Here is a 15,571-nt window from a genome sequence, read left to right on the forward strand (position 1 = left end):
TCTCTGTTGTGGGGCTGGCTTATTCTATTATTCTCACTAACAGAACTTTGCCGCCAGCTGACCAGGAAATTATCCTTTCTGCCAGAAGTGATGCCCAGCTTTCTAACGTCGTTAACAGTTTTTACCGGCCGGAAATTCGCGTTCCGAAAATGGTGGGTATCCAATCTGAGCAATACACGATAAACGATGAGTATTACAAGCCACAAGTCAGGAGCTTAAGTTCAAGCGGGATTGATGAAGACTCTGATCTCGATTATTTAAGTTCCGGATCCGACGACTCAGGGGCTGAAGACTGATCGTCTGCTGCCGGCTGAGGCGGGGGGAATAAAGTACATTCTTATTGGGCAACATAAGGTTATCTGTAAATTTCTCCCCCTTAATTTTGCCCAATCCCCTGCCTGTTACTATGCTCAAAGACTTAAAGGAACTCAGGTAAAGGAAAATCCCCTATGCGTCTTTCTCCTCTTTTTCTGGCTATTACTCTGGCATACGGCCAATACGCGTCCGCTGAACAATCCCCATCTGCACCGGCATCAACGCAGGAGCACGTCATGAAAAACACCATCAGTGCCGATAATCCGTTTCTGAAGCCCAGCCCGCTGGAATATCAGGCGCCACAATTTAATCTCTATAAAGACAGCGATTACGAACCGGCGATCCTCGAAGGTATCCGGCAGAAACTCGCTGAAGTCGATAAAATCGCCAGTGATACTGCCCCACCAACCTTTGAAAATACCTACGTAGCGCTGGAAAAATCCGGCGTTATGCTCGGGCGCGTGCTGAATGTTTTTGGTGCGATGACCGGTGCGAACACCAACGACACGCTGCAAAAAATTGATGAAGAGACTTCGCCAAAACTGGCGGCAATGGATGACAGCATCCATCTTAACAGCAAGCTTTTTGCCCGGTTGAAAGCTGTCTATGACCAGCGCAGCAGTCTGAAAATTTCTCCTGAATCACAGCGCCTGATTGAGGTGACCTTTAAGGATTTCGAACTGGCAGGCGCTAATCTTTCTGATGCGGATAAAGATAAACTTAAGGCGCTGAACCAGCAGGCCGCGACACTCAGCACGCAGTTCACCAACAAATTGCTGGCCGCGACCAAAGCAGGCGGGCTGACGGTCAAAGACAAAGCGCAGCTGGCCGGGCTGAGCGATGCCGAATTATCGGCTGCCGCGCAGGCCGCCAAAGACCGCAAGCTGGATAACGCCTGGCTTCTGGTGCTGCAAAATACCACCCAGCAGCCGTTATTGCAGTCGCTGGATAATCGTGAAACGCGTAAAGCGTTGTATGAAGCCTCCGTCAATCGTGCTGAAAAAGGCGATGCGAATGACACCCGTGAACTGATTGCGAAGCTGGCAAAAGTGCGTGCGGAGCAGGCCCGGGTGCTGGGCTTCCCGAGCTATGCGGCGTGGAAGCTGGAAGACCAGATGGCGAAAACGCCTCAGGCTGCACTGGATTTTATGCATAAGATTGTGCCCGCAGCGACCGCCCGTGCGCAGCGTGAGGCCGCCGATATTCAGGCGGAAATCGATAAACAGAACGGCGGCTTCAAAATGGCTGCCTGGGACTGGCAGCATTACGCTCAGCAGGTTCGTAAGGAAAAATATGATCTGGACGACGCGCAGATCAAACCGTATTTCGAGCTGAATAATGTACTGGAAAACGGTGTGTTTTATGCCGCTAACCTGCTGTATGGCATTAGCTTTAAAGAACGCAAAGACCTGCCAGTATATAACCCTGACGTGCGGGTTTTTGAGGTATTCGATAAGGATGGCAAATCGATGGCGTTGTTCTACGCCGATTACTATCAGCGCGATAATAAAGGTGGCGGCGCGTGGATGAGTAATTACGTCGATCAGTCGAAACTGCTGGGTAACAAGCCCGTGATATATAACGTGGCGAATTTCCAGAAACCGGCTGCGGGACAACCGGCATTGCTGTCATGGGATGACGTGATCACGATGTTCCACGAGTTTGGCCACACGCTGCATGGCCTGTTTGCCGATCAGGAATATCCGGGCCTTTCCGGCACGGCGACGCCGCGTGATTTTGTCGAATTCCCGTCGCAGTTTAACGAGCACTGGGCGAGTGATCCGAAAGTATTTACTCACTTCGCCAAACATTATCAGACCGGTCAGGTGATGCCGCAGGCCTTGCAGGACAAAATCGAGAAAGCCAGCAAGTTCAACAAAGGTTATGACATGACCGAGCTTCTGGCGGCCGCGCTGCTGGATATGCACTGGCACAGCCTGAGCGCGGACGCACCGCAGCAGGATGTTGATAAGTTTGAAGCGGATTCGCTGGCGAAAGACAAGGTGAATCTGGCGTATGTGCCACCGCGCTACCGTTCCAGCTATTTCCAGCATATCTGGGGTAACGGTTATGCGGCGGGATATTACGCCTATCTGTGGACCGAAATGCTGGCCGATGATGCTTTTGCGGGTATCACCGAACAGGGGGGACTGACGCGGGAGAATGGTCAGAAATTCCGTGATCAGATCCTCTCACGCGGCAACAGCGAAGACCTGGAAAAACTCTACGAAACCTGGCGTGGCAAAGCGCCGTCGATTGAACCGATGCTGAAAAATCGCGGGCTGGAGGAGTAAACATGGCCATGCCCGGTATCAGGCCGGGCATGGTTTATCTTGTCATAAATATTTAAATCAACGCCCGAAAAACGTCGCTTCCTCTGCTGAAATTCCCCTATGCTTTTCCTCACGTATCCCGCCTGTGAGTGAAATCATGCTTTTCGATTTGCCTGACGATAATGTGCTTTATGCTGCGCTGATTGCCCGTGATCCGGCCTATGACGGCTTTGCTTTTGTCGGCGTTAAAAGCACCGGTATTTTCTGCCGTCTGACTTGTCCGGCACGAAAGCCTAAACGTGAGAACTCGGTATTTTACCCGTCGATGGTCAGCGCGATGGAAGCAGGATTTCGTCCCTGTAAACGCTGCAGGCCGCTCATGCAGGGCGGAGAAAAAGACCCGCTGGTGCTGAAATTGCTTGCTGCACTCGAGAAAGAACCGGAAAGAAAGTGGAGTGAAGGGGATGTTCAGGCAATGAACGTTGATCCTTCCACTGTCCGCCGGGCCTTTAAACGACAGTTTGGCATCACTTTTCTGGAAATGGCGCGCTTGCGCAGGATCGGCAAAGGTGTCGATGCGCTGGCCGGCGGTGAGCCGGTCATTGACGCCCAGCTGGATGCCAGTTTTGAATCCGGGAGCGGATTCCGTGCGGCGATAAGCCGGCAAATCGGGCTGAATCCCAGCCAGGCCAGAAAGCATCAGTTTCTGAAAGCTGACTGGCTGGATACGCCGATCGGCTCCATGCTGGCGATTGCCAGCGGGGATGCGCTGTATCTGCTGGAGTTTATTGATCGTCCGGCATTGCCCAATGAAATCGAGCGGCTGAAACAGCTGACGTCATCTGAAATCATTTTTGGCCGTAATCCGCTAATTGATCAGGTTGAAGACGAACTGAAGGCGTATTTCGCAGGCGAAAAATACACATTCGTCACGCCGCTGGCGGAGTTCGGCTCGTTGTTTACCCGCAAAGTCTGGGATGCGCTCAAAGCCATTCCGGCAGGTGAGTTACGCAGTTATTCCGCGCTGGCTGCCGATATCGGGCAGGCAACGGCTTGCCGCGCAGTCGCCCGGGCTAACGGCGCTAACCAAATTTCAATTCTGATCCCTTGTCATCGCGTGATGGGTGCCGACGGTTCGCTGACCGGTTATGGCGGCGGACTATGGCGAAAGCGGTGGCTGATTGAACACGAAAGAAGAATGGCGCTGAGCCGCTAAATGAGGAGCAGAGTATGAGTCAGCAACGTCAGGCATTGGCATTTTCACAGCTTCACCGCAAAAACAATCCGGTCATTTTATACAACATCTGGGATGCGGGAAGTGCGCTGGCTGTGGAACAGGCGGGGGCAAAAGCCATCGCGACCGGAAGCTGGTCGTGTGCGGCAGCGCAGGGCTATCAGGATGGCGAAGCCATGCCTTTCGCCCGTTTGTTGCAGACGGTGCAACGTATTGCCTGTGTTGTCAGTCTGCCGCTCACGGTGGATTTCGAGACGGGTTATGGTGCTGACCGTCGCGATAATCTGAGCGCACTTTTGCAGGCCGGTGTGGTGGGCATTGGTTTGAGCGACCTGACACTGATTGCCGAACTCTGTGAGGTATCAGCGCTGCCGGTGAATATTATGACCAGCAACCTGACCCCGCCGCTGGCTGATCTCACGGCGGCGGGTGTCAGCCGGATAAGCTATGGCCCGCACCCTTATATCGGGCTGATGGAGAACCTCAAACAGCAGGCGCGCGCGTTGTATTAGCCGCCAGCCTGTGCCCCATCCAGAAGAATATCAGCCCGCCAGCGGAGGCGGCGATCAGCGCGATAAACATCACCGGCGGGGCGGCGTAACTGAGCAGCAAACCGCACATGACCGGATTTATCGCGCCACCCAGATTGCTCAGGTTCTGCATGCCGTAATAGCTGCCTTTCATGTTTTCCGGCGCGATAAAGTCGATAAACATGTATTCCACCGGGATAACAATCAGTTCGCCAAAACTGAAAATCGCCATTGCGACCACCCAGAACAACACCGATTGTCCGGCAGTCATAAAGCCGGTCAGACCGATGATGAAGAACAGAGTACCGAGAAGCAGCCATTTCAGCAGACTGTTTTGTTTCATCCTGCTGCTTAATACGTACTGGAAGACGATAACAATCACGGCGTTGGTGATCATCACCGCGCCGATAATTTTATAGGCGAAGGCCGCACTGGTCACCAGAATCAGATACTGCGAGAGGTAACCGGCGAATTGCCCGAACACCACCGAACCCAGTGTGCTGCCCAGTGTGAAGTAAATCAGGCGACGGTCATGAGCCAGAATGCTCAGTGTCTGGCGAAGGTTGGGTTTCGGCAGGGGTTGCTGTTCCTGTTCTGCTTGTGGCGGTTTATGGGGAATATTACGTAGCCCCCACGTCAGGGACAACACAGTACCCAGTGCCAGCATGCCGGAAATCACAAACGGCAGCATCGGGCTGAAACCCGCCAGCCAGACACCCAGCGATGAGCCCACAGCCCAGCCGACGTTCACCAGCGTATAGTTCATTGAGAAGGCCTTCACCCGCTTTTCCACCGGTAGCCAGCTGGCGATACAGGCTTTGAGCGTAATGCTGAGCAGGGCGTAAGAGGCATTCAGCAATGCCAGAACCAGCAGTACGCCGGTCACATCCGGCAGAAACGGCAACAGCAAAAAACTCAGCCCGAACAGGCTGACTGAGGCGGTAATCAGCGTCCGGTGATTGAACTTATCCACCAGATAGCCACCGTAAAGACTGCTGAGAATACCGATCGCCAGACTGGCACCGAGAATAATTCCGACGCTTTTGGGCAGCAGATGATAGTGCTCGGTCAGATAAATAGTAATAAACGGCAGCGTGACACCACGCCCGATAGTGAGTACTAACGAACTGGCGAGCAAAGCAAGAATTAACGGTGGCATTCCCTTCATGTTGAACGGTATTCCCTGATTAACAGCAACATTTTATTTACATCATAAAACAGTCTGCACAGTTTTTTTCATTACAAAAAAGAGGGAATTAAGAGAGTTGCGCGGCTTGACCCGCGCTTATCGTGATCCGGCTTACGGCTTCTGCGGTGCAACGCCGTGGAACAGCAAAAGGGTGACGTGTTTACGCAACATGTCGGGGGAAATGGGCGATACGCCTCCCTGTCTCATTTTCATTGAGGCCATTGGGAACAGCGTCAGGCCGAACAGGGAAATGAACAACAATGCCGGATTAAGATCCGGGTTTAGCCGTCCTTCTGCCTGCCAGCGGATAATGCACTCCTGTACGATTTTCCGGTTTTTATCGCCGTTACGTTCTTCCATGCGTTTTTTCAGCATACCGCTTTCGCTGATGACTTCGCGTACCCACAGCGGTGCTACCCACGGGTATTTTTCTGCCGCATCAATCATGCATTGCGCCATGTTGGTGATCGCCATCAGCGGGTCATCGGCATGCGTTTCGAAAATGTCCGTAAATCCGGCACGCACCGGCTGAAAACGTTCGTCGATCATCACGTCCAGCAACTGTTCACGGGTCTTGAAATAATAATGCAGCATGGCGGTAGTGACGCCAGCTTCTTTGGCGATCATGCTCAGCGGTGTTTCGGCGATGCCGTATTGGGCAAACAGTTTCAGGGCGGCGTCCAGCAGCAGTTCACGCTTGTCTGCGCCTTTTTTGCCACTGCGGGGACGACCCGGACGACGCGCGGCTGCCGTGGGATCTTTTTTTGCAGATCCTGGCGTTTCTGAGATTTTTCTGTCTGCCATAAGAAAGATGATCCATTGACCAGATGAGTTTGATGCTTCAATATTAATTATATCGTTAATTAATTACAAGTCAGGATCTCATTCATGACGACAATAAATTCGGCACCAGGCGAGGTAGTGCAACAGAAGCCTTCGATAAAGCTGCTGTTCTCTGCGCTGATGCTGGTGATGTTGCTGGCCGCACTTGACCAGACGATAGTCTCCACCGCGCTGCCGACCATCGTCAGTGAACTCGGCGGGATGGAACAGCTCTCGTGGGTGGTGACCGCGTATCTGCTGGCCTCCACGATTGTGGTGCCGCTGTACGGTAAGTTTGGTGATCTGCTCGGCCGCAAAGTTGTGCTGCAAACGGCGATTATCGTGTTTTTGCTCGGTTCCGTATTGTGCGGACTGGCGCAGAACATGACTCAGCTGATCCTGATGCGTGCTTTACAGGGGCTGGGCGGCGGCGGGCTGATGGTGGTCAGTATGGCTGCGGTCGGTGATGTGATTCCGCCTGCAGAGCGCGGTAAATATCAGGGGTTATTCGGCGGCGTATTTGGCCTTGCGACAGTTATCGGGCCGCTGATTGGCGGTTTTCTGGTTGAGCATATTTCATGGCGCTGGATTTTCTATATCAATCTGCCGCTGGGGATCTTCGCCCTGCTGGTGATTGGTGTGGCCCTGAAATCGCAGACCGCGCGTATCCGCCATGAAATTGATTTTCTCGGTGCGGGTTATCTCGCGGCGGCGCTGACCTGCATTATTTTGTTCACCAGCGAAGGGGGCACGGTGTATCAGTGGTCAGATCCGCAGCTGTGGTGCATTCTGGCGTTCGGTATTGTGACCCTCGGTGGCTTCATTTATGAAGAGACGCTGGCGGCAGAGCCGATTATTCCGTTGGGCCTGTTCCGTGACCGTACGTTCCTGCTGAGTTGTGCAATAAGCTTTATTATCGGTATGTCTCTGATGGGGTCGATGACCTTTCTGCCGCTGTATTTGCAGGTGGTGAAAGGCTCGTCGCCGTCACAAGCCGGGATGCAACTGTTGCCGCTGATGGCCGCGCTGCTGGTCAGCTCGGTTATCAGCGGACGTCTGATTAGCCGCATCGGGCGCTACCGCATCTTCCCGATTATCGGGACGTTGCTGAGTTTTGCTGGCATGGTGTTGCTGGGCTTTCTGAAAGTCAGCACACCGGTGCATATGTTGTATCTCTATATCGGTGTGCTCGGCCTCGGGCTGGGCATGGTGATGCAGGTGCTGGTGCTGGCGGTGCAAAATGCGGTGTCGATGAAGCAGATGGGGGTGGCAACATCCGGGGTGACGCTGTTCCGTTCTATCGGTGGTTCCATCGGCGTGGCAATGTTTGGTGCGATTTTTACCCATGTGCTGCGTGATCAGCTGGGGGCATTGATCCCCGAAGGCACGGTGCTTCCGCGCTCGCTGGGTGCGCAGGCGGTGCAGGAATTACCGGCCGCCATCCGTGCTGATTATTTGCAGGCCTTTGGCTCGGCGCTGCACTCGGTGTATCTGATTGCCGCGTGCGTGATGGTGCTGGCGTTTGTCCTGTCGCTGTTACAAAAAGATGCTGTGCTGAAGAAATAACCGGCCATACTCCCCGTGATTTGCACTAAGCTTTGCCCTTTACGGCGTTGAAATGGCATGGAAACCAGCAACGCCGACAGGGATATCATAAAGGGGATCCGCTATGCTGTTTCGCCGTTTCGAGCGAATGATCGACATCTTCCGTGAGGCACCGGCCGTTGAGCCGCCGGATCAGGTACTGCCTTTCTATGTTTATTATCTGCGCCAGGTCTGGCCGAGTTTCGCTATTTTACTGGTGGTGGGGCTGATCGGTGCGCTGATCGAAGTCTCGCTGTTCAGCTATCTCAGCCAGATTATCGACCTGACCAAGGACACCCCGCCGGGCAGTTTTTTCACCGACCATAGGGGCGAGCTTCTCTGGATGGCGGCGGTCGCGATGATCCTGCGGCCGGTATTTATCGGGCTGCATGATTTGCTGGTTCACCAGACCATCAGTCCGGGCATGACCAGCATGATCCGCTGGCAGAACCACAAGTATGTCCTCAAACAGAGCCTGAACTTTTTCCAGAGCGATTTCGCCGGACGCATTGCCCAGCGCATTATGCAGACCGGTAACTCGCTGCGCGATTCGGCGGTGCAGGCGGTGGACGCCATCTGGCATGTGGTCATTTATGCCGCCAGTGCGTTATTCCTGTTTGCCGAGGCGGACTGGCGGCTGATGATCCCGCTGATTATCTGGATTTTTGGCTACGGTATCTGTCTGCGTTATTTCGTGCCGCGCGTGAAACAACGCTCGGTGCAATCATCGGAAGCGCGTTCAAAGCTGATGGGTTGTATCGTTGACGGTTACACCAATATCACAACGCTGAAACTGTTCGCCCATACGGATCTTGAACAGAAATACGCGCGCGAAGCGATCACTGAACAGACCGAGAAAACCCAGCTGGCAGGGCGCCTGGTCACGGGGATGGATGTGTCGATCACCACGCTGAACGGGTTGCTGATTGTCAGCACCACCGGTCTGGCTCTGTGGTTGTGGACGCAGTCGCTGATAAGCGTCGGGGCTATCGCGCTGGCGACGGGTCTGGTTATTCGTATCGTGAATATGTCCGGTTGGATCATGTGGGTGGTGAACGGTATTTTTGAAAATATCGGCATGGTACAGGATGGGCTGCACACCATTGCGCGGCCGCTGACGGTAACGGATATTCCGCAGGCGAAAGCGCTGAAAGTGGATCAGGGTGCGATCCATTTCGATCATATTGAATTTAACTATGGAAAAGAGAATGACGGCAAAGGTGGCCGGGTGATCCCGAATCTGGATCTGGCGATTCGCCCCGGCGAGAAGATCGGTCTGATCGGACCGTCCGGCGCGGGGAAATCCACACTGGTCAATCTGCTGTTGCGTCTTTATGACATCGACGGTGGCCGTATTTTGATTGATCAGCAGAATATTGCGGATGTCACTCAGGAAAGCCTGCGCGCCCAAATCGGTATGATCACGCAGGACACCTCACTGTTGCACCGTTCAATCCGCGATAATCTGCTTTATGGCAGACCGGGCGCGACGGAAGAAGAGTTGCAGCGGGCAATCCGTCAGGCGCGTGCCGATGAATTTATCCCGCAGCTTTATGATTCACTGGGCAGAACCGGGCTGGATGCGCATGTCGGCGAACGCGGCGTTAAACTTTCCGGCGGGCAGCGTCAGCGTATTGCGATTGCCCGTGTATTACTGAAAAACGCCCCGATCCTGATCATGGATGAAGCCACGTCGGCGCTGGATTCCGAAGTGGAAGCGGCAATCCAGGAAAGTCTGGAGACGCTGATGGGCGGCAAAACGGTGATTGCGATTGCACACCGCTTATCGACCATCGCCAAAATGGATCGTCTGGTGGTGCTGGAAAAAGGACAGATTGTCGAGACGGGTAATCACGCCGAGCTGCTGGCGCACGGTGGTCTTTATGCGCGCTTATGGCAACACCAGACCGGCGGTTTTGTCGGTATGGATTAAGGCCCCACTTAACAGACGTCGTGCCGGTAGGGCAGCACTTCACGGGCTTCATCGGCCCAGCGCTGCACGGCGGCACGTTCTTCCACCAGAAAATCCTCCACGGCATCGCGCAAACCCGGATGCCGTAAATAGTGCCAGGAGTCGGTGATCACCGGTTCAAAACCGCGCAGCAGCTTGTGTTCCCCTTGTGCCCCCGCGTCGAAACGCGCCAGTCCGCTGGCAATCGCATATTCCATTCCCTGATAAAAACAGGTCTCGAAATGGAGCCGGTCAAATTCCGCTACACATCCCCAGTAGCGGCCATAAAACGTATCGCCGCTGATTAAGCTGAAGGCCATCGCCACGTCGCGGCCGTTTTGCTGAGCAAACACCACGCGGATAGCCTGCGGCATTCTTTCCGCCAGCAGGCTGAAAAAAGTGCGGGTCAGATACGGCGACTGGCCGCGAACTGCATAGGTATTGCTGTAACAGGCATAGACGAAATCCCATTGCGCTTCTGTGACCTGCGCACCTTCCCGCCAGACAAAATCGATTCCTTGTGACGCCACCTGTTCCCGCTCTTTGCGAAACTGTTTGCGCTTGCGCGACGTCAGCGCGTCGAGGTAATCCTGAAAATCCCGGTAGCCACGGTTTTGCCAGTGATACTGCAGGCCCTGACGGTGCTGCCAGACCGCCTGATCGCCCATCAGCCGGTTGGCGCGTTCGTCAGTAAAATTAATATGCGCACCGGTCAGGCCATTCTCTTCCAGATAATCAGGCAATGTCTGTAACAGATTGATCACCGCCGATTCCTCACCCAGCAACCTTGCGCCGGTCACCGGGCTGAAGGGTACGGCGCCCAGCCATTTCGGGTAATAAGCGATGCCTGAACGCTGGCAGGCATCTGCCCAGCCCTGATCAAACACATATTCGCCATAAGAATGGTGCTTGCGGTAGCCGGGAATGGCGGCGCAGATTTCGCCGTTTTCCTGCCAGAGAAGGTGCTGCGGACGCCAGCCGGAATGTGGCCCCAGGCTGCCGCTGTCTTCCAGCGCGGATAAAAATGCATGGCTCAGGAAAGGCTGCTGCGCAGGCACCAGCGCATCCCACTGTGCGGCAGGACAATCGGCCAGACGGTTTAACGTAATAACAGACATCAATTATTCTCGCTGTGGCGTAAAAGAGAAATCGGTTAACTGTCGTTCAGGCAGGGGGATATTACGGCAGAGGTGAAGACAACACTATAATAAGACTTAAGTCGATGATTTATCATCCGGAACATTATTTACAAATGTTCCGGATGTTTTAATTAACTGGCTCTGACTTCAGGGTTATCAGACAGCGAAATAAAAGCGCCGCTTTTCGCATCGAAAGCTTCGATAGAACCCGATTCAATATCATAAACCCAGCCGTGCAGGGTAATTTCCCCTTTCGCCAGCGCGACGGCAACGCAAGGGTGTGTGCGCAGGTTACTGAGCTGGGCAACGACGTTCTGGTGCACCATACCGTTGACGCGGGCCTCAGGGTTTTCGTGTTCGACGGATTCATTGATGGCTTTCGCGGCATCGGAATAACGCAGCCAGTGGGCGACTGCCGGCATGTGATCCAGACAGGTGCAGTTCGCAATGGCGCTCATTGCGCCGCAGTTGGAGTGCCCGCAGATCACGATATCTTTCACGCCCAGCGCCATGACGGCATATTCTACCGTGGCGGAAACGCCGCCCGGTTCCGGCCCGAATGGCGGCACAATATTACCGGCATTACGGATAACAAACAGTTCGCCCGGTTCACGCTGCGTGACCAATTCCGGCACTAGCCGGCTGTCAGAACAGGAGATAAACAAGGTTTTAGGATTTTGGTTTAACGCGAGTTTTTTGAATAAGTTAGAGCGTTGCGGAAACGCTTCTTTCTGGAATCTGAGGAAACCTTCAATGACGTCTTTCATAGGGGAATTCCATGTATTTCAATGCCAGTGAGTCTGCCACGAAAAAAAAGCCAGATCAATCAGACGAAATATCAACACTATTTACAGGGAAATAAGCGGGTGCAAAATAATATCATTTACCGGGGATAAAATTTCACATTCTGTTTTTTTAATGCCATACCTTTATCTCAATGCTATTCGTCCCCATATTTCTTCTACCCCCTCAGTGAAGGAGTCTGTATGACAATCGAATACGCTATTTTCGGTGGCGGCTGTTTCTGGTGTACGGAAGCGGTGTTCAAAGACGTCATCGGCGTGGAGTCGGTGGAAAGTGTGTACACCGGCGGGCGTCGTCCGAATCCGAATTATGAACAGGTTTGCACCGGCACGACCGGCCATGCGGAAGCCATCCGTGTAGGGTTTGACCCGGAAAAACTGACCTACGGCGATTTACTGGATATCCATTTTGCGACGCACGATCCGACCCAGCTTAACCGCCAGGGGAATGATGTCGGTACGCAATACCGTTCAGCGATTTTCCCGGCTAACGACCAGCAAAAAGCAGAGGCGGAAGCGGCAATACTGCGTGCGCAACATGATCACAGTGATCCGATTGTCACCAGCATTGAACCGCTCGGTGAAGTCTACGTGGCCGAGGGTTATCACCAGAATTACTGGGATGGCGCAGGACAGCAGAACCGTTACTGCATGGCGGTGATCCCGCCGAAACTGCAAAAATTGCGCAAGAGCTTTGCGCAGCGGACGAAATCTTTGCAAAAGTAATCACGTTTCTGGCCGTTTGATCGGCTCAGCCAGCACATTCTCTGTGCTGGCTGACGGCGTTTAATCCCGCCTATTATTCTTCCGGTAATACGCCCCCTTTTGCCCAATGTGATTTTGGTATTTCAGTGATTATCACATCCACACTTTCAGGCTTACAGTTAAGCGTTTCTACCGCCAGGCGGGTCACTTCACGGGCAAAATCGCGTTTTTGTTCAGCAGTGCGGCCCGGCAACATTTCCAAACGGATCATCGGCATAGTAAATCCTTCGTTATTAGGCCCTCACGACGGGGGCAAAATCTATTCTACGGAAGGATTGAGAAGAATAAAGACGTGAAAAACAAAAGCCGGAACCTCTGTTCTGGCTTTTGGCTCCCTCAGAATCCGTAGCGGATTGCATCCTTACTTTGCTGCATCAGCGCATCGATTTTCTCAGAATATTGCTCCAGCCCTTTGCCGTCACCGGCTTCAGAGCACTGACGTCGCCGGGCATTGTAGGCTTTCATCAGCTGAGCCTGGGCAAACCCGGGTTTGCCATAACAGGCCATGCTTTGCTCCCAGCAGGCAATGGCCGCGTCCAGATCCTGCTGTTCCTGATACTGTTTTCCCAGTTCATTAAGTGCTTTCGCCGACGCCTGCGGCGGCATCTGTTGCGCTAAAATTTGTCCGATGCGTGTGTCCAAACTTTTATCCATAAGAAGGCTCTCCGGTTCGCTTAGTGGAAGAAGTTAAGAATGTGGCCGAATACCAGCCCGACGCTGATGACGTCTGAGTCACTGAACGTCACGTTCGAGAAGCCGAACTTACCGAGCAGCGGCAGCAGCAACGCAGGCAGCAGGGTGATAAACAGGCCGTGGAAGATGCCGCCGATAATTGCGCCGCGCCGCCCGCCGACAGCATTGCCGAAGATGCCCGCTGTGCCACCCGCGAAGAAGTTGGTCAGCATGCCCGGTAAAATCATCGCCAGCCCGAGGCTCGGAAACAGGAACATGCCGATGACGGAGCCAATGGTGGTGGAAATGAAGCCGATAATGACGGCGTTCGGTGCATATGGAAACAGCACCGGGCAATCGAGTGCCGGAATGGCGTTCGGGACAATGCGCAGGGCGATGCCGCGAAATGCCGGTACGATTTCCGCCAGCAACAGGCGGACACCCGACAGCAGAACATAAACGCCGACCACAAACTGAATGGATTGCAGGAACGAATAGACCAGATAGTTGACGTTATTGGCGTAAGGCGCGACGACTTCCGGCCCTGCGGCAATCGCCGGGATCAGGTAAATCGGGATCATCACCACCATCATCGACAGATAGGTGTCCTGCAGAAAAGAGAAAGATTGCGGCAGCTCGAAATCTTCGGTGCTTTTACTGACATCGCCGGTGATTTTCGCCACACCCGCCTGCACGATATAACCGATGGTGCAAAAATGGCCGAGTGCAATGTCATCGGAACCGGTGATTTTACGCACGATCGGCTGAGCCAGCACCGGCATCCCGACGGCCATAATGCCCGCAATAATGCCACCGGTCAGGATCAGTTCCGTACCGCGCAAACCGCCCATATACCCGATAACGGAACATACCGTGGCCATCCACAGGGAGGCCTGTCCGGTGAGAAAGATATATTTGAAACGGGTCAGGCGGGCAATCAGGATATTGACGATAAACGCCAGAACCATAATTAATGCGGTTTCACGCCCGAGGGTTTGCTGTGCGATACCGGCAATAGAACCGACGTCGGTAACAATCCCGCGCATATGAAACCCTTTCTGGAATATTTCACCCAGAAAGGTCAGGGCATTAACAATAATACTGGCACCGGAAAGCAGAACCAAAAAACCCAGAAGCGTTTTTAATGTGCCGGTAATAACTTGCCCGGTGCTTTTCTTTAATGCTATCAGACCAATCATGGCGATCAGTGATATTAATATTGATGCCTGGCCTAATACATCATTGACAATAAAGTGAAGGAAAGACATAAGCGTCCCCTGTAGAGTTCACGGTAATTGTTCTGTTGATTTAATTTATACGTATTGTGAATTAAGACGGCATGTTATTACGTGGCCAGATGCCCCATCTCCTGAAGAATAGGCGTCAGCTTGGTCTTTATTTCATTTTTATCCACCAGTCGTTTCAGATAAATAATATTGGCATTAATGGTGTAATGCTGAAATTGCGATCTGAAATTCTCGCCGGTCATAATAATGTCAGCTCTTGAAGACGTGGCGCTGGAAATATCACAATGTGATAAATCGGCTTCCACACCCAGATCCTTCAGTGCCGCTTCGATACTCATTTCACAGGCAAAACTGCTGCCCAGACCCGCACCGCATACCGCCAGGATTGATAGCTTTTTCATCATTTTTCCTTACGTTCTTTGTAGGTGTACATAAAGGGTTATGTTTATCTTTTTTCACTTCACGTCTAAAACTGCCGGATAATCTCTAATGCTTCCTGCTTGTTTTTACTGCGTTTTAAGCGTTCCGCTGCCTCGTCATCGCAGAACAGATGGGAAAGACTGGCAATCATTTCGATGTGCGAATGGCTGTCCACCGCGGCCAGCGCGAAGATAACATAAACCGGATCATTACCTTCACTGCCAAACTCAACGCCTTCTGAAACAATGACCAGAGACAATGCCGTCCGGTTAACCCCTTCTTCCGGCCGGGCGTGCGGCATCGCAATACCTTCGCCCAAAACATAATAAGGTCCGATTTCGCGGTGCATATCATATATAGCCTGAAGATAGCGATTTTCCGCTGCGCCCGAATCAATTAACGGTTGTACGGCAATTGCTACTGCACTTTTCCAGTCATCTGTTTTGCTAATGATTTGCGTGTTGTTTTCATTAATCCAGTCGCTTAACATAATACCTCTTCATATGAATAGGGTCTTTTCTCAGTATGATATTTAATTAAAATAAAAACTGTGATCTGTCCAATCCTATTAGCCATCAATGAACGATAATAATTTCAAACAACCTGAAAGAATGAATGATAGTAGAG

At 52.8% G+C, this 15,571-nt stretch carries 16 protein-coding genes; 7 read left to right on the forward strand and 9 right to left on the reverse strand.

What is annotated here, in order from left to right; genetic code table 11:
- The 4 genes from J1785_RS12200 to J1785_RS12215 form a co-directional block, all read left to right on the forward strand.
- A partial coding sequence (locus J1785_RS12200; RefSeq protein WP_217219489.1) for a hypothetical protein occupies window positions 1–296 on the forward strand: 296 nt, incomplete at its 5' end.
- Window positions 297–551: 255 nt separating this feature from the next.
- Window positions 552–2,609 (forward strand): peptidyl-dipeptidase Dcp, encoded by a 2,058-nt coding sequence (dcp, locus tag J1785_RS12205; RefSeq protein WP_377425147.1) that lies wholly within the window; start codon window positions 552–554, stop codon window positions 2,607–2,609.
- 136 nt (window positions 2,610–2,745) lie between these two features.
- Window positions 2,746–3,804 carry a bifunctional transcriptional activator/DNA repair enzyme AdaA gene (locus J1785_RS12210; protein WP_217219491.1) on the forward strand — a complete coding sequence of 353 codons (1,059 nt, stop codon included), beginning with the start codon at window positions 2,746–2,748 and terminating at the stop codon, window positions 3,802–3,804.
- Between the two features lie 14 nt (window positions 3,805–3,818).
- On the forward strand, window positions 3,819–4,334 hold the full coding sequence (locus tag J1785_RS12215) for an isocitrate lyase/phosphoenolpyruvate mutase family protein (RefSeq protein WP_217219492.1): 516 nt from the start codon (window positions 3,819–3,821) through the stop codon (window positions 4,332–4,334).
- Here the strand turns inward: J1785_RS12215 and J1785_RS12220 are convergent.
- Together J1785_RS12220 and J1785_RS12225 are read right to left on the reverse strand one after the other, a co-directional pair.
- Window positions 4,306–5,520, reverse strand: a complete 1,215-nt coding sequence (locus J1785_RS12220; RefSeq protein ID WP_217219493.1) for an MFS transporter — start codon at window positions 5,518–5,520, stop codon at window positions 4,306–4,308. The genes J1785_RS12215 and J1785_RS12220 overlap by 29 nt on opposite strands.
- A 132-nt stretch (window positions 5,521–5,652) precedes the next feature.
- A complete protein-coding gene (locus J1785_RS12225) occupies window positions 5,653–6,345 on the reverse strand; it encodes a TetR/AcrR family transcriptional regulator (RefSeq protein ID WP_129953888.1) in 693 nt (230 codons plus the stop codon).
- Window positions 6,346–6,429: 84 nt separating this feature from the next.
- Between J1785_RS12225 and J1785_RS12230 the strand changes: the two genes are divergently transcribed.
- Both J1785_RS12230 and J1785_RS12235 read left to right on the forward strand, forming a co-directional pair.
- Entirely contained in the window at window positions 6,430–7,929 is a 1,500-nt protein-coding gene (locus J1785_RS12230) for an MDR family MFS transporter (protein ID WP_217219494.1), read from the forward strand.
- 103 nt (window positions 7,930–8,032) lie between these two features.
- Window positions 8,033–9,880, forward strand: a complete 1,848-nt coding sequence (locus J1785_RS12235; protein ID WP_217219495.1) for an ABC transporter ATP-binding protein — start codon at window positions 8,033–8,035, stop codon at window positions 9,878–9,880.
- Window positions 9,881–9,888: 8 nt separating this feature from the next.
- On the opposite strand, the gene J1785_RS12240 is transcribed toward J1785_RS12235, so the two are convergent.
- Window positions 9,889–11,016 carry a GNAT family N-acetyltransferase gene (locus J1785_RS12240; protein ID WP_129991494.1) on the reverse strand — a complete coding sequence of 376 codons (1,128 nt, stop codon included), beginning with the start codon at window positions 11,014–11,016 and terminating at the stop codon, window positions 9,889–9,891.
- Window positions 11,017–11,168: 152 nt separating this feature from the next.
- Window positions 11,169–11,804, reverse strand: a complete 636-nt coding sequence (locus tag J1785_RS12245; RefSeq protein ID WP_129953883.1) for a carbonic anhydrase — start codon at window positions 11,802–11,804, stop codon at window positions 11,169–11,171.
- 219 nt (window positions 11,805–12,023) lie between these two features.
- Here J1785_RS12245 and msrA point away from each other — a divergent pair, with 219 nt between their 5' ends.
- On the forward strand, window positions 12,024–12,566 hold the full coding sequence (msrA, locus tag J1785_RS12250) for a peptide-methionine (S)-S-oxide reductase MsrA (protein ID WP_129953882.1): 543 nt from the start codon (window positions 12,024–12,026) through the stop codon (window positions 12,564–12,566).
- Between the two features lie 73 nt (window positions 12,567–12,639).
- Here msrA and J1785_RS12255 read toward each other — a convergent pair whose 3' ends face one another.
- From J1785_RS12255 to J1785_RS12275, 5 genes are all read right to left on the reverse strand, one after another.
- A complete protein-coding gene (locus tag J1785_RS12255; protein WP_129953881.1) occupies window positions 12,640–12,822 on the reverse strand; it encodes a 4-oxalocrotonate tautomerase in 183 nt (60 codons plus the stop codon).
- 119 nt (window positions 12,823–12,941) lie between these two features.
- Complete coding sequence (locus tag J1785_RS12260; RefSeq protein WP_205951598.1) at window positions 12,942–13,259, reverse strand: hypothetical protein; 318 nt, start codon at window positions 13,257–13,259, stop codon at window positions 12,942–12,944.
- A 20-nt stretch (window positions 13,260–13,279) separates the two neighbouring features.
- Window positions 13,280–14,545: a PTS sugar transporter subunit IIC gene (locus tag J1785_RS12265; protein ID WP_129953880.1), complete on the reverse strand. Its 1,266-nt coding sequence runs from the start codon at window positions 14,543–14,545 to the stop codon at window positions 13,280–13,282.
- A 77-nt stretch (window positions 14,546–14,622) separates the two neighbouring features.
- Window positions 14,623–14,925 (reverse strand): PTS sugar transporter subunit IIB, encoded by a 303-nt coding sequence (locus J1785_RS12270; RefSeq protein WP_047606432.1) that lies wholly within the window; start codon window positions 14,923–14,925, stop codon window positions 14,623–14,625.
- 65 nt (window positions 14,926–14,990) lie between these two features.
- Window positions 14,991–15,434, reverse strand: a complete 444-nt coding sequence (locus J1785_RS12275; protein ID WP_129953878.1) for a PTS sugar transporter subunit IIA — start codon at window positions 15,432–15,434, stop codon at window positions 14,991–14,993.
- Between the last annotated feature and the right edge of the window lie 137 nt (window positions 15,435–15,571).

Source organism: Rahnella perminowiae, assembly GCF_019049755.1.
GTDB lineage: Bacteria > Pseudomonadota > Gammaproteobacteria > Enterobacterales > Enterobacteriaceae > Rahnella > Rahnella perminowiae.

Coding starts and splice junctions, on each gene's coding strand:
- msrA (WP_129953882.1), top strand. CDS start 12,024: ATGACAATCGAATACGCTATTTTCGGTGGCGGCTGTTTCTGGTGTACG.
- J1785_RS12235 (WP_217219495.1), top strand. CDS start 8,033: ATGCTGTTTCGCCGTTTCGAGCGAATGATCGACATCTTCCGTGAGGCA.
- J1785_RS12220 (WP_217219493.1), bottom strand. CDS start 5,520: ATGAAGGGAATGCCACCGTTAATTCTTGCTTTGCTCGCCAGTTCGTTA.
- J1785_RS12230 (WP_217219494.1), top strand. CDS start 6,430: ATGACGACAATAAATTCGGCACCAGGCGAGGTAGTGCAACAGAAGCCT.
- J1785_RS12275 (WP_129953878.1), bottom strand. CDS start 15,434: ATGTTAAGCGACTGGATTAATGAAAACAACACGCAAATCATTAGCAAA.
- J1785_RS12210 (WP_217219491.1), top strand. CDS start 2,746: ATGCTTTTCGATTTGCCTGACGATAATGTGCTTTATGCTGCGCTGATT.
- J1785_RS12215 (WP_217219492.1), top strand. CDS start 3,819: ATGAGTCAGCAACGTCAGGCATTGGCATTTTCACAGCTTCACCGCAAA.
- J1785_RS12265 (WP_129953880.1), bottom strand. CDS start 14,545: ATGTCTTTCCTTCACTTTATTGTCAATGATGTATTAGGCCAGGCATCA.
- J1785_RS12245 (WP_129953883.1), bottom strand. CDS start 11,804: ATGAAAGACGTCATTGAAGGTTTCCTCAGATTCCAGAAAGAAGCGTTT.
- J1785_RS12270 (WP_047606432.1), bottom strand. CDS start 14,925: ATGAAAAAGCTATCAATCCTGGCGGTATGCGGTGCGGGTCTGGGCAGC.
- dcp (WP_377425147.1), top strand. CDS start 552: ATGAAAAACACCATCAGTGCCGATAATCCGTTTCTGAAGCCCAGCCCG.
- J1785_RS12260 (WP_205951598.1), bottom strand. CDS start 13,259: ATGGATAAAAGTTTGGACACACGCATCGGACAAATTTTAGCGCAACAG.
- J1785_RS12240 (WP_129991494.1), bottom strand. CDS start 11,016: ATGTCTGTTATTACGTTAAACCGTCTGGCCGATTGTCCTGCCGCACAG.
- J1785_RS12255 (WP_129953881.1), bottom strand. CDS start 12,822: ATGCCGATGATCCGTTTGGAAATGTTGCCGGGCCGCACTGCTGAACAA.
- J1785_RS12225 (WP_129953888.1), bottom strand. CDS start 6,345: ATGGCAGACAGAAAAATCTCAGAAACGCCAGGATCTGCAAAAAAAGAT.